The sequence below is a fragment of the Microvirga thermotolerans genome, from assembly GCF_009363855.1.
Taxonomy (GTDB): Bacteria; Pseudomonadota; Alphaproteobacteria; order Rhizobiales; family Beijerinckiaceae; genus Microvirga; species Microvirga thermotolerans.
Genome location: NZ_CP045423.1, coordinates 2,697,330 through 2,710,693 on the forward strand (window position 1 = coordinate 2,697,330; position 13,364 = coordinate 2,710,693).

Annotated in this window: 11 protein-coding genes; 6 read left to right on the plus strand and 5 right to left on the minus strand. The window is 68.0% G+C overall.

What is annotated here, in order from left to right; translation table 11 throughout:
* The first annotated feature begins 70 nt into the window (after window positions 1–70).
* Window positions 71–577, plus strand: coding sequence for a CreA family protein (locus GDR74_RS12760; protein ID WP_152586656.1), 507 nt, complete (start codon window positions 71–73; stop codon window positions 575–577).
* A 49-nt stretch (window positions 578–626) separates the two neighbouring features.
* On the opposite strand, the gene GDR74_RS12765 is transcribed toward GDR74_RS12760, so the two are convergent.
* On the minus strand, window positions 627–956 hold the full coding sequence (locus GDR74_RS12765; RefSeq protein ID WP_152586657.1) for a hypothetical protein: 330 nt from the start codon (window positions 954–956) through the stop codon (window positions 627–629).
* A 290-nt stretch (window positions 957–1,246) separates the two neighbouring features.
* On the opposite strand from GDR74_RS12765, the gene cysS reads away from it, so the two are divergent.
* The 3 genes from cysS to cimA are packed head-to-tail and all read left to right on the plus strand — an operon-like array spanning window position 1,247 to window position 4,820.
* Complete coding sequence (cysS, locus tag GDR74_RS12770) at window positions 1,247–2,719, plus strand: cysteine--tRNA ligase (RefSeq protein ID WP_152586658.1); 1,473 nt, start codon at window positions 1,247–1,249, stop codon at window positions 2,717–2,719.
* Window positions 2,719–3,228, plus strand: coding sequence for a GNAT family N-acetyltransferase (locus GDR74_RS12775; protein WP_152586659.1), 510 nt, complete (start codon window positions 2,719–2,721; stop codon window positions 3,226–3,228). The genes cysS and GDR74_RS12775 overlap by 1 nt, the downstream gene beginning before the upstream one ends.
* Window positions 3,225–4,820, plus strand: coding sequence for a citramalate synthase (gene cimA / locus GDR74_RS12780; RefSeq protein ID WP_152586660.1), 1,596 nt, complete (start codon window positions 3,225–3,227; stop codon window positions 4,818–4,820). Before GDR74_RS12775 ends, cimA begins: the two co-directional genes overlap by 4 nt.
* 124 nt (window positions 4,821–4,944) lie before the next feature.
* Here the strand turns inward: cimA and gltX are convergent, their stop codons facing one another.
* The 4 genes from gltX to GDR74_RS12800 form a co-directional block, all read right to left on the minus strand.
* The gene (gltX, locus tag GDR74_RS12785; RefSeq protein WP_152586661.1) at window positions 4,945–6,285 is read right to left on the minus strand and encodes a glutamate--tRNA ligase; all 1,341 of its coding nucleotides are present in this window, start codon (window positions 6,283–6,285) and stop codon (window positions 4,945–4,947) included.
* Between the two features lie 407 nt (window positions 6,286–6,692).
* A complete protein-coding gene (locus tag GDR74_RS12790; RefSeq protein ID WP_152586662.1) occupies window positions 6,693–8,078 on the minus strand; it encodes a class II 3-deoxy-7-phosphoheptulonate synthase in 1,386 nt (461 codons plus the stop codon).
* A gap of 970 nt (window positions 8,079–9,048) precedes the next feature.
* Window positions 9,049–10,434 (minus strand): glutathione-disulfide reductase, encoded by a 1,386-nt coding sequence (gene gor / locus GDR74_RS12795; protein ID WP_152586663.1) that lies wholly within the window; start codon window positions 10,432–10,434, stop codon window positions 9,049–9,051.
* Entirely contained in the window at window positions 10,431–11,690 is a 1,260-nt protein-coding gene (locus tag GDR74_RS12800; RefSeq protein WP_152586664.1) for an O-antigen ligase family protein, read from the minus strand. Before GDR74_RS12800 ends, gor begins: the two co-directional genes overlap by 4 nt.
* 153 nt (window positions 11,691–11,843) lie before the next feature.
* Between GDR74_RS12800 and GDR74_RS12805 the strand changes: the two genes are divergently transcribed.
* Both GDR74_RS12805 and GDR74_RS12810 read left to right on the plus strand, forming a co-directional pair.
* Window positions 11,844–12,818, plus strand: a complete 975-nt coding sequence (locus GDR74_RS12805) for a Bug family tripartite tricarboxylate transporter substrate binding protein (protein WP_152586665.1) — start codon at window positions 11,844–11,846, stop codon at window positions 12,816–12,818.
* Between the two features lie 66 nt (window positions 12,819–12,884).
* The gene (locus GDR74_RS12810; protein WP_152586666.1) at window positions 12,885–13,364 is read left to right on the plus strand and encodes a tripartite tricarboxylate transporter TctB family protein; all 480 of its coding nucleotides are present in this window, start codon (window positions 12,885–12,887) and stop codon (window positions 13,362–13,364) included.

Below are 13,364 nucleotides of genomic sequence, written 5' to 3' on the forward strand. Positions count from 1 at the left end.
ACCATGGCGCCGCCTCGGGAAGACCGGGCCGGCGCCCCGTGCCGGACCATGCCTCCAGGAGACCGATGACATGCTCGCCCGCCTTGCCCTGGCCGCCACCCTGATCCTGGGAACCGCCGCCGGCGCCGCGGCGCAGGAGCCGGACGTGATCTTCAAGAAGTCGACGGTCTGGCGCCCCCTCACCCCCAACGACAAGCTTGCGGTCTACGGCATCGACGACCCGGACATCGAGGGCGTGGCCTGCCACTACACCACGCCCGAGCGGGGCGGCCTCTCGGGCACCTTCGGCGTCGCGGAGGAGGTCTCCGACATCTCCCTGTCCTGCCGCCAGATCGGCCCGGTCCGCTTCAAGAAGAAGTTCTCGCAAGGGGATGTGGTGTTCAGCGAGCGCCGGTCGCTGATCTTCAAGCGGATGCACATCGTCCGGGGCTGCGACGCCAAGCGCAACACCCTGGTCTACATGGTCTATTCGGACCGCCCCATCGAGGGCTCGCCCAAGAACTCGACCTCCAGCGTCCCGCTCATGCCCTGGGGGAACGAGCAGCCGCCGAAATGCGGGGAATGGCTGAACGGATGAAAGGCGGGAATGCCGGGGCGACCCTGAGGCCGCCCCGGGCTCGCACGGATCAGTTCGTGCAGGTGATCGCGATCGGGCGCAATTCCTTCGTCTCCAGGGCGACCTTCTGGACCGCCCCGGTGACCTCATCCGGCGCCGTCTGGCGGAACGACGCCGCCCGGGCGTAGCCCTGGGCCTCGCACCAGGTATCGGCGACGACCTGCCCGCAGGCCTTGCCGGAGACGAGGCATTCGGCCACCCCGTAGCCGTCGGCGGCGGGAACGATGAAGGTCGCTTCGGTGGACGAGGCCTGGGTGCCGTTGGGGAGAAGCGTCAGGGACGCGGTCGCGCCCACGAACATAGCAGTACCCAACCCGAGCATGGCATATGCACGGCGCATGTAGACCTCACTGATTGAAACTCGTGAACTATTGTCACGAAGGGACATGAATAATCCGCTAACGCCGTGTCCTCATGCGTGTTTCCTGCAAGATTGCAAATAATTTCTGCCTATCGGCAGGGAACCTTGACGCGGACGCGGCGAGAGGGCATTGATCGAGGCATGAAAACGGCAGCGATCCTCATTTCCGGGATTATTTGCAGCTAGCTCAACCGCTGGCTGGAGCCGTCTCGTTCTCTTTCCAAGATCGAAACCATTCTCCGGCCTGCGGCCTGAAGGGACATGGTTTCATGGCGTCGAAGCTTCGGTTCTACAACACGCTGACCCGGTCGAAGGACGATTTCGTCCCGATCGACGAGAAGAACGTGCGCCTCTACGTCTGCGGGCCGACCGTCTACGACTATGCGCATATCGGCAACGCCCGCCCGATCATCGTCTTCGACCTCCTCTTCCGCCTGCTGCGCCACGTCTACGGCGAGGATGCCGTAACGTATGTGCGCAACATCACGGATGTGGACGACAAGATCAACGCGCGGGCGGCGCGGGACTACCCGGACCTGCCCCACAACGAGGCCATCCGCCTCGTCACCGAGAAGACCGAGGCGCAGTTCCACGCCGACATCCGCGCCCTCGGCGTGCTGATGCCCGACGACGTGAACGCGCCCGGCCAGCCGCCCCGCTTCGTGGAGCCCCGTGCGACCGAGCACATCGACGAGATGCGCATGATCATCGAGCGGCTGATCGCGCGCGGCGCCGCCTACGTGGCGGAAGACCACGTCCTCTTCAGCGTCTCGGGGATGCAGAGGCTCCCGAACGTGCCGAAATACGGCGCCTTCTCCAACCGCTCCCTGGACGAGCTGCTCTCCGGTGCGCGGGTGGACGTGGCGCCCTACAAGCGCGATCCCATGGACTTCGTCCTGTGGAAGCCCTCCGGGCCGAAGGACCCGTCCTGGCCCTCCCCCGCCGGAATCGCCACGCCGGGCCGCCCGGGCTGGCACATCGAGTGCTCGGCCATGTCCTGGCGGCACCTCGTCAAGGCCTTCGAGACGAGGCTCTCCTGCGACGACCCGGCGGCGCGCGAGACCTTCGACATCCACGGCGGCGGCATCGACCTGGTCTTCCCGCATCACGAGAACGAGATCGCCCAGAGCTGCTGCGCCTTCGGCATGCCGCGCATGGCCAACGTGTGGATGCACAACGGCTTCCTGCAGGTGGAAAGCGAGAAGATGTCGAAGTCGCTCGGCAACTTCCTGACGATCCACGACCTGCTGAAGGACTGGCCGGGCGAGGTCCTGCGCTTCAACATGCTGCGCACCCATTACCGCCAGCCCATCGACTGGACGGTGCGCGGCCTGGAGGAGAGCGAGAAGGTTCTCGACCGGTGGTACGGCCTGACCGCCGGCACGGATGCGGCTCCCGCATTCTCCGCGCCCGTCACCGAGGCCTTGGCCGATGACCTCAACACGCCGCGGATGATCGCGGAGCTCCACGCCCTCGACGGTGCGGGCGCCCACGCGGAGCTCATCGGCAACCTGCGCGCCCTCGGCTTCCTGGCGGAGGGCCTGGAGGCCTGGAAGGCCCGCCGCCGGGCGGCCCTCGCCGTCGACCCCGCCACGGTCGAGGCGCTGATCGCCGCGCGCCGGGAGGCCCGCGCGGCGAAGAACTGGGCCGAGTCCGACCGCATCCGCGACGAGCTCGCCGCCCTCAGCGTCGTCGTGAAGGACAACAAGGACGGCACCACCACCTGGGAGGTCGCACGCTGATGGGACAGTCTTTGCCGAAACCGGCCCTGCGGCCTTTCCTGCCCGGCGACCTCCCGCGGCTCGTCGACATCTACCAGGCCAGCGTCATGGAGCTCGCCGAGGAGGACTACAGCGAGGCGCAGCGGGAGGCCTGGGCGGCGATCGCCGACGACGAGAGCTTCGGCACGCGCCTCGCGGAGGGCCTCACCCTGCTCGCCACCATGGAAGGACTGCCGGTCGGCTTCGCCTCGCTGAAGGACAACGAGCGCGTGGACTTCCTCTACGTCCATCCCGCAACGGCCGGGCAGGGCGTCGCGTCCATGCTCTACGATGCCGTCGAGAAGCTGGCCCGCGCCCGCGGAGCGAAGCGGCTCACCGTCGATGCGAGCGACACGGCGCGGCCCTTCTTCGAGCGGCGCGGCTTCATGCCCCAGCGCCGGAACACCGTCTCCCTCGGCGACGAATGGCTCGCCACCACCACCATGGAAAAGCGCCTCGCGCCGCAAGAGGACGGGAAGGCTTCGTCATGACCCGCGAACGCGTCTACCTGTACGACACGACCCTGCGCGACGGGGCCCAGACCACGGGGGTCGACTTCTCGCTGGAGGACAAGCGCGCCATCGCCGGCCTCCTCGACCGGATCGGGGTCGATTACGTGGAGGGCGGGTATCCGGGCGCGAACCCGCTCGACACGGCCTTCTTCTCCGAGAAGCGCACGACGGGCGCCAGGTTCGCCGCCTTCGGCATGACCAAGCGGCCCGGCCGCTCCGTGTCCAACGATCCCGGCGTCGCGGCGCTCCTCGAAGCGAAGGCCGACGCGATCTGCTTCGTCACCAAATCCTGGGACTACCACGTCCGCGTGGCCCTGGAGACGACCCTGGAGGAGAACCTCGCGGGCATCCGCGACAGCGTCCGCGCCGCCCGCGAGAGCGGCCGCGAGGTGATCGTGGACTGCGAGCACTTCTTCGACGGCTACAAGGCCAATCCGGACTATGCGCTCTCCTGCGCGCGCACGGCCTACGAATCCGGCGCGCGCTGGGTCGTGCTCTGCGACACCAACGGCGGCACCCTGCCCCACGAGGTCTCGGCCATCGTCGCCGAGGTCGCGAAGACCGTTCCGGGCGAGCGCCTCGGCATCCATGCCCACGACGACTGCGGCTGCGCGGTCGCGAACTCGCTCGCGGCGGTGGAGGCGGGCGCGCGGCACATCCAGGGCACCCTCAACGGGCTCGGGGAGCGCTGCGGCAACGCCAATCTCGTGACCCTGATCGGCACCCTGAAGCTGAAGGACGGCTATGCCTCCCGCTTCGACCTCGGCGTGTCGGACGATGCCCTGAGCCAGCTCACCCACGTCTCCCGGCAGGTGGACGAGATCCTCAACCGCCAGCCGAACCGCCATGCGCCCTTCGTCGGCGCGAGCGCCTTCGCGACCAAGGCGGGCATCCATGCCTCCGCCGTGCTGAAGGACCCGCGCACCTACGAGCACGTGGAGCCGGAAAGCGTCGGCAACGCGCGCAAGGTGCTGGTCTCGGATCAGGGCGGCCAGTCCAACATCCTCGCGGAGCTGAAGCGCCTCGGCTTCACCTTCGAGAAGGGCGACGGGCGCGTGGCGCGCATCCTCGACGAGGTGAAGCGCAAGGAGGCCGAGGGCTTCGCCTTCGAGGGAGCGGACGCCTCCTTCTACGTGCTCGTCAAGCGCATGCTCGGCGAGGTGCCCGCCTTCTTCCAGGTCGAGCGCTTCTCGGTGAACGTGGAGCGCCGTTTCAATGCGCTCGGCGAGATGGTGACCGCCTCGGAGGCCATCGTGAAGGTGCGGGTCGGCGACGAGGTGCTGATCTCGGCGGCGGAAGGCAACGGCCCCGTCAACGCCCTCGACGTGGCGCTGCGCAAGGATCTCGGCAAGTACCAGGACCTGATCCAGGACCTGGAGCTCACCGACTACAAGGTGCGCATCTACCAGGGCGGTTCGGACGCGGTGACGCGCGTGCTCATCGAGTTCTCGGATTCGGCAGGCGACAGCTGGACCACCATCGGCGTCTCGGCGAACATCATCGACGCCTCGTTCCAGGCCCTCACGGACTCGATCACCTACAAGCTTCTGAAGAGCGGCGCGGGACTGTGACACTCCCGCTGCCATTCCGGGACGGCACAAAGGGGTGGAGCCCCGTTGCCACATCCTTCAATCGCGAGCGGTTACAGGTTCCGGGCTCTCGCTTCGCTCGCCCCGGAACGACAGGTCGAGCGCCTTAAGCCGCCTCGCCCGAAAGCCGCGCCCAGGCCTTCTCCCGGCCGATGAGCGGCAGGAGCGCCCCGAGCTCGGGCCCGTGATCGAGGCCGGTGAGCGCCATGCGCAGGGGCAGGAACAGGGCCTTGCCCTTCACGCCGGTGGCCTCCTTCACCGCCTCGGTCCAGGCCTTCCAGGTCCGGCCGTCCCAGGGCTCCGGCGGCAGGAGGTTGCGCGCCTGCTCGACGAAGGCCCGCTCGGTGATGAGGGGCACGATGGGCCCGCGCACCACGACCCACCATTCCGCGGCCTCCACCACCTTGCTCAGGTTGCCGCGGATCGCGTTCCAGAACGCCTCGCCCCCGTCCGCATCGAGGGCGGCGAGCCGCTCGCGCACGGCCTCGTAGGGCATCTCGTGGATCAGGCGGGCGTTGAGCTGCTCCAGCTCGTGCTCGTCGAACTTCGCGGGAGCACGGGAGATGTGGGAGAAGTCGATGAGGCGGGCGAGCTCGTCGAGGTCCGCCATGGGACGCACGGCTTCCGCCGAGCCCACGAGAACCGCGAGGGACGCGACGGCCTGCGGCTCCAGCCCGGCCTCGCGCAGTCCCTTCACCGAGAGGTGCCCGAGGCGCTTCGACAGCCCCTCCCCGCTCGCCGTGATGAGCAGGCTGTGATGGGCGAAGACCGGCGCCTTCGCGCCGAGGGCCTCGAAGATCTGGATCTGCACCGCCGTGTTGGTGACGTGATCCTCGCCGCGGATCACGTGGGTGATCCCGAGCGCGATGTCGTCCACCACGGAGGGCAGCGTGTAGAGATAGGTGCCGTCCTCCCGCACCAGCACCGGGTCGGAGAGGGAGCCGCAATCGACATGGGCGTGGCCGCGCACGAGATCGTCCCATTCGACGGTCCGGTGATCGAGCCGGAAGCGCCAGTGGGGCCGCCGCCCCTCGGCCTCGAGCCTGGCGCGGTCCTCGGCGGTGAGCTTCAGGGCGGCCCGGTCGTAGATCGGCGGCAGGCCGCGGGCGAGCTGCCGCTTGCGGCGGAACTCCAGCTCCTCCGGGGTCTCGTAGCAGGGATAGAGCCGGCCGATGCCCTTCAGCCGCTCCGCGGCATCGTCATAGAGCTCGAACCGCTCCGACTGGCGCACCACCACGTTCGGCGGAATGCCCAGCCAGGCGAGATCGGCCTCGATGGAATCCGCGTATTCCTGCTTCGACCGCGCGAGGTCCGTGTCGTCGAAGCGCAGGATGAAGGTGCCCCCCTCCCGGCGCGCGAAGAGCGCGTTGAGCAGGGCGACGCGGGTGTTGCCGATATGAATGTGCCCGGTCGGGGACGGGGCGAAGCGGACGATGGGCTTTGACATGCAGAACCCTATGGCGAAGGGCGGCAGCCTGCGCAAGGGGAGGCGCCGGAGGACCGGCGCACGGGCGGCCCGCTTCCCCCCTCCCCGCCGCGATGGAAGAAAGGCCGGGGAGCAGTGCCGCATGCCCGGGCTGCCGCACGGTGCCGGGAGGCGGCGATGCGAGCGGCGCCCCTTCAGGCTTTCCCGGAACCCGGAACGGCCCAGCCCGTTGTCACTCCACGAAACGAATGGAGACGGCGATGTTAAGAGGCGCTCTTTTGTGGCTGATCGGCATTCCGCTGCCGATTATTCTGATTCTCTTCTTCCTCGGATATTTGCACTGAACCCGGCGCGAACCCGGAACATCGTGAACACAACGAAAAGGGGCGCTTTCGCGCCCCTTCTTATTTGCAGCCCTGGCACGAGGACTACTCGGCGGCCACCGCGTCCGGCCGGGCACGGCCCTGGCGCTCCTGCTTGACCAGTTCCGAAGTCAGGAAGGCGATCTCCAGCGCCTGCTCGGCATTGAGGCGCGGGTCGCAGTAGGTGTGGTAGCGGTCCATGAGGTCCGCGTCCGTGAGCGCCCGGGCGCCGCCCGTGCATTCGGTCACGTTCTTGCCGGTCATCTCCAGGTGGATGCCGCCCGCATAGGTGCCCTCCGCCTGATGGACGGCGAAGAAGTCCCGGACCTCGCTCATGACCCGCTCGAAGGGCCGGGTCTTGTAGCCCGAGGCCGCCTTGATGGTGTTGCCGTGCATGGGATCGCAGGACCACACCACCGTGCGCCCCTCCTGCTTCACCTTCCGCACGAGGGCGGGCAGGTGGTCGAACACTTTGTCGGCTCCGAAGCGGCAGATGAGGGTCAGGCGTCCGGGCTCGTCCTCGGGGTTGAGCTTGTCGATGAGCCGCATCAGGCCGTCCGGCGTCAGGGACGGGCCGCACTTGAGGCCGATGGGATTCTTGATGCCGCGCATGTATTCCACGTGGGCATGGTCCTCCTGGCGGGTACGGTCGCCGATCCAGAGCATGTGGCCGGAGGTGGCGTACCAGTCGCCGGTCGTGGAATCGATGCGCGTGAGCGCCTGCTCGTAGCCGAGCAGCAGGGCCTCGTGGCTCGTGTAGAAGTCGGTCGAGCGCATCTCCGGATGGGTTTCCGGATCGATGCCGATGGCCCGCATGAAGTCGAGGCTCTCCGTGATGCGCTCGGCCAGCTCCCGGTAGCGGGAGGACTGGGGCGAGTCCTTCACGAAGCCCAGCATCCAGCGGTGGGCATTCTCGAGGTTGGCATAGCCGCCGGTCGCGAAGGCGCGGATCAGGTTCAGGGTCGCCGCCGACTGGCGGTAGGCCATGAGCTGACGGCGCGGATCGGGCGTGCGGGCCTCGGGGGTGAAGGCGATATCGTTGATGATGTCGCCCCGGTAGCTCGGCAGCTCCACCCCGTTCACGGCTTCCGTATCGGAAGAGCGCGGTTTGGCGAACTGGCCGGCGGAGCGGCCCACCTTCACCACGGGCGAGCTGCCCGCGTAGGTCAGCACCACCGCCATCTGCAGGAACAGGCGGAAGAAGTCGCGGATGTTGTCGGCGGAGTGCTCGGCGAAGCTCTCGGCACAGTCGCCGCCCTGGAGGAGGAAGGCCTCGCCCTTGGCAACCTTGCCGAGGGCCCGCTTCAGCTTTCTGGCCTCGCCTGCAAAAACCAGCGGCGGAAACCCGGCGAGCTGCTGCTCGACGTTTCCAAGCGCCTCAAGGTCCGGATAGGCCGGGACCTGCTGGATTGGCTTGTTCCTCCAGCTGTCGGGCGTCCACCGCTCGGTCATGACACACTCCCCGTGTCGCTAGTATCCCCATCGTTCACCGCAACAAGCGGCACGAAAGGGCACCTATACACGACATAAACAAAAAGGCGAGTGCACGTTATGCCGCTCGCCCTCCTGTGGCATCTATCACACACCAGGATCCCAGCAAACTTGCTGGGATCACAACGCTTCGTGACAAATGCTAGGGCAAGAAATCCCAGTAATAGGGCCAAGCCCAGTTGGCATAGCCCTTGGAATTTATTTTGCAGTAGTCTTGCGATTGATAGTTTAGGGGGCCGGGATGTTGATAGCCCGAGCCGCCAGGATACTTGATCTTGACGTCATTCCAGCTGTTGCTATCCCACTGGGAGGTGTCTCGGTTCCATGTGTCCTTGAGCGTGTGGTGTTTGACATGCGCCGTCCCTCCGCATGCCGGATACTTGTCGCCAACATATCCTCTGCCGCCGGAAGGAGAGCCCGTGATGTGCCTTCCCTGGCCTGTCCCGCCGTACTGGATCCCTCCACCGCCAGAATTGTTAAAGAATTCTGCAAGTGCCCGTTCGATTGAGAACGCCACTGTAGCTCTCCATTTTTCGGAACGCGAAGCCGCGCTTCCAACGTGACATGCAGGCATCGATGAGCATCGACAGGCCCGGATTGCTCCTTCTTGCCGAAGCAGCATTCAAGGGAAAATGTAACTCAGTTTCAAAGAGAGACAAGTGCACGGACGCACGAGTTCTTTCGTTATAGACAGGCCGGCTTGTACAGGATCGGGTCACAGGAAATCCGAGAAGATACAGCTTAGAGCGGTTTGCGCCTCCACGGAATCGCACTCCGCTCCGAAGCTCTTGGTTGGCCGCATTTTCGGACGGAACCGGAGGGCCGCGCCAGCGACCCGAAGGGCCGCGCCAGCGACCCGGAGGGCCGCGCCAGCGAAAACCGGTTCCCACTTCTCCGGAAAAGGCTCTAGGGGCGAGTCATCCGCGTTTCGCTACCCCACCGCCTCGGGCTTCTTGACCACGAACGGCGTCCGCATGGTCACCAGCTCCTCGGCGGCCGTCGGGTGGACGGCGACGGTGCAGTCGAAATCGGCCTTAGTGGCGCCCATGGTGACGGCGATGCCGGCGAGCTGGATCATCTCGCCCGCGTCGTGGGAGAGGATGTGGACGCCCACCACTTTGTCGGTCGCCTTCTCCACCACGAGCTTCATGAGCACCCGGTCGGCGCTGCCCGAGACCGTCGCCTTCATGGGGCGGAACGAGGTCTTGAAGATCTCGACCTCCCCGTAGCGGGCCCGCGCCGCCGCCTCGCCGCACCCGACGACCCCGATCTCCGGGGTCGAGAAGACGGCGGTGGGGATCAGGTCGTGGTCCACCATGGTCGGCCTGCCGCCGAACACCGTGTCCGCGAAGGCGTGCCCCTCGCGGATGGCGATGGGGGTGAGGTTCGCCCGGTTCGTCACGTCGCCGACCGCATAGATCGAGGGAATGACGGACTGGGAATAGCCGTCGACGATGACGGCGCCCGCCTCGTCGAGGCTCACCCCGGCCTCCTCCAGGCCGAGGGCGGCGGTGTTGGGCCGCCGTCCGGTGGCGACGAGCACCTGGTCCGCCTCGATCGTCGTTCCGTCGCTGAGGGTGGCGGCGATGCCGCCGGGCCGCTTCTCGAGGCGCTGCACGGTCCGCTCCAGGGCGAGCCCGATGCCCCGGCGGCGGTAGGCCTCGGCCAGGGCGTCCCGGATGTCCTCGTCGAAGCCGCGCAGGAGCTTGTCGCCCCGGTGGAGCAGCGTGACCTCGCTGCCGAGACCGGCGAAGACCCCCGCGAACTCCACGGCGATGTACCCGCCGCCGACCACCAGGATGCGCCGCGGCAACTCCTTGAGATGGAACACCTCGTTCGAGGTGATCGCGAGCTCGCCTCCCGGTATCGCCGGGCTCATCGAAGGATGCGCGCCCACCGCGACGAGGATGTAGCGGGCGCGGACCTGCCGGCCGGTCCGGAGGATGCGGACGGTGTGCGGATCGACGACGACCGCGCGGCTGTCGACGATCTCGACGCCCGCCTTCTCCAGGTTGGCCCGGTAGATGCCCTCCAGCCGGTCGACCTCCTTGTGCACGTTGGCGGCGAGCGTCCCCCAGTCGAAGCGCGGCTCGGCCACGGTCCAGCCGAAGGCCGCCGCGTCCTCGAACTCCTCGGCGAAGCGGCTGGCATAGACCATGAGCTTCTTGGGCACGCAGCCGCGGATCACGCAGGTCCCGCCCACCCGGTACTCCTCCGCGATCATGACGCGCGCGCCGTAGCCCGCCGCGACCCGCGCGGCGCGCACGCCGCCGGATCCCGCGCCGATGACGAAGAGATCGACGTCGAATTGGCTCATGCTCCCGTCTCCCTTTGCATCCGGCGCACGGCCAGAATCCATACGATGGCGGCTCCCAGCGCGGCCGCCCACCATCCCTGCCAGGCTCCGTGGCCGACGAGGGCGACCGCCGTGGCGCTCCCGAGGAGCGCCAGGGACGCCGCAGCGATCGGCCGCTCCTGCCGGGCAATGGTGCGCAGGAGCAGGAGGATCGCGGCAAGCGCGAGGACCGCGCCCACGGCGCCGAGCTCGGCCCAGATCTGGATGAGGGCGTTGTGGGGATGGCCCACGCCGAGAAGGGTCTCGCCCTCGCTCGGTACCCGGCCGGCGACCGCCGTGTCGCGCATCCGGGGACTCACGCCGAAGCCCGCCCCGGCGAAGGGCTGGTGCCGGATGACCTCCCCGAAGCTGATCCAGATGTCGACCCGGTCGCGGGAATGGTCGGCGGCGAGCTTCCGATGGACGCTCGCGGGAATCGCGCGGTCCGCGATGGGCCCGAGGAACGGGGCGGCGGCCGTCAGGACCGTGAAGGCGACGGCGGCGGCGCCCGCCACGAGACGCGGGGCGGCGAGGGCCGCGAGGAAGGTGACTGCGCCCGCCGCGAAGCCGAGCACGGAAGCGCCGCTCTCGGAATGGGCCATGGCCGCAAAGACCAGGCCGGCGAAGGCCAGGCCGGGCATCCAGCCATGGCGCATGCCGCGCAGCATGAAGGCCGCGACGGGCGGCAGGAGGCACAGGAGCGTCAGGACCGGGCGGTTGAAGATGAAGCTGTGCCAGCGCATCCCGAGCGAGCGGCGCAGGGCGAGCCCGGTGCGCAGCTCGAAGATCGTCGTGACGCAGGCGACGACGGAGCAGGCCACCAGGAGCCAGAAGGCGGGGCGGGTCATCCGCGCCGGCAGCGTCAGGGCAAGCACGAAGGCGGCCGCGACGGAGATGCCGAACTCGCCGAGGGCGGAGACGGAAACGAGCCTGAATTCGCTCCAGCCGAGGGACAGGACGCACCAGGCGAGAAAGGCGAGCGCGGACAGGCCGAGCGGCGATGCGAGGGCGCCGCGCGCGGCGCGGCCGAATTCCGCGAGCCGCCCCTCCGCCGCCACCGCCGCAAGGGCGAGGAGCGCCGCGAGCGCCGCGAAGACCGGGCTCGAACGGTGCGCGACCGCCATGCCGAGAGGCATGAGCGCAAGCGCCGCCATGGCGGCGTGCCAGAGGGCGCGAGCCTGCCTGGTCTGCAACCCCGCCGGCGGCCCGCCGGCGGCTTCGGGAGCGATAACTTCCATGGGGTGGGTCTTACGCGAAGGTTCAACGCCGATAAAGCAGCAAGCGCTTGCGGCGCCGAATTTCCACCTTTACCGTTTGTCGCAGCGCGCGGGCCCGCCGGGCCTCGTCCCTGCGACACGCGCCCAAGTCTCAGAACGATCGGAGGAAACAGAATGAGCCATTATCGCAAGGGCCTCTGGCGCGGCATCCTCGCCGCGGCGGCCGTCGCGGGCCTCGTCACCACGGCCTCGGCCCAGATGGCCGAAATGAAGATCATGGCTCCGGCGGCCCCGGGCGGCGGCTGGGACCAGACCGCCCGCTCCATGCAGCAGGCGCTCACGCAGGCCGGCCTCGCGAAGAGCGTCCAGGTCACCAACGTCCCGGGCGCGGGCGGCTCCATCGGCATCGCGCAGTTCGTGAACGGCGCGAAGGGCGACGGCAGCCAGCTCATGGTCATGGGCTACGTGATGGTCGGCGCGCTGCTCACCAACAAGTCGCCGGTGACCCTCGACCAGACCACTCCCATCGCCCGCCTGACCGGCGAGTACGAGGCCATCGTGGTGCCGGCCGATTCCCCGATCAAGAACGCCAAGGACCTCGCGGCGGCCATGAAGGCCGATCCGGCGAAGGTGACCTGGGCCGGCGGCTCGGCGGGCGGCGTCGACCACATCGCCGTGGCGCTCTTCGCCAAGGCGGTCGGGGCCGACCCGACGAAGATCAACTACATCCCGTTCTCCGGCGGCGGCGAGTCGCTCGCGGCGATCCTAGGCGGCAAGGTGACCGCCGGCATCTCCGGCTACGGCGAGTTCGAGAGCCAGATCAAGGCCGGCAAGCTGCGCCTCATCGGCCTGACCACCCCGGCCGGCAAGGGCACCGCCGAGATGCCGTCCCTCAAGGACCAGGGCGTCGACCTGGAGATCGCCAACTGGCGCGCGGTCGTGGCGGCTCCCGGCATCAGCGCGGACCAGAAGAAGGCCCTCGTCGACACCATCGACAAGATGGTCAAGTCGAAGGAGTGGCAGGAGATCCTGAAGCAGAAGGGCTGGGACGACGCCTATCTCTCCGGCGACGCCTTCGCCAAGTTCCTTGCGGAGGACCAGGCCCGCACCAAAGAGATCTTGACCTCCGTCGGGCTCGTGAAGTCATAAGAGGCCGGACCGGAACGACGTGGGAAGCGCCGCCCCGAGCGGCGCTTCTTTTTAAGGAAAGCGACTATGACGACACCCACGCCGCGGCGCGTCGACAAGGCGGGTCTCCTGATCGCCCTGGTGCTCCTCGTTCTTGCCGGGATCATCTGGCGGGACATGAACAGCCTCCAGCTCTCCTCGGTCTACGGGCTCGGCCCGAAGGCCATGCCTATCGTCGTGGCCGTGGGCCTCGCGATCCTCGCGGTCGGCAACGCGATCGCCGCCTTCCGCGGCGACCTGCCCGAGCGCGAGAGCCTGCGCTGGACGCCGATCCTCCTGATCGTCGCCGGGCTCGCCCTCCTCATCGCCTTCATCCGGTTCGAGGTCGGCTTCATTCCCGCGACGTCGGTGCTGTTCGCTTGCACGGCGGCGGCCTTCGGCCGGCGCGCCTTCGTCACCGATCTCCTCATCGGCCTCGCGGCGGGCCTCGTGATCTACCTGCTGTTCGCCAAGCTTCTGACGCTGACCCTGCCGATGGGTCCCCTGGAACGCCTGATCGGAGCCTGA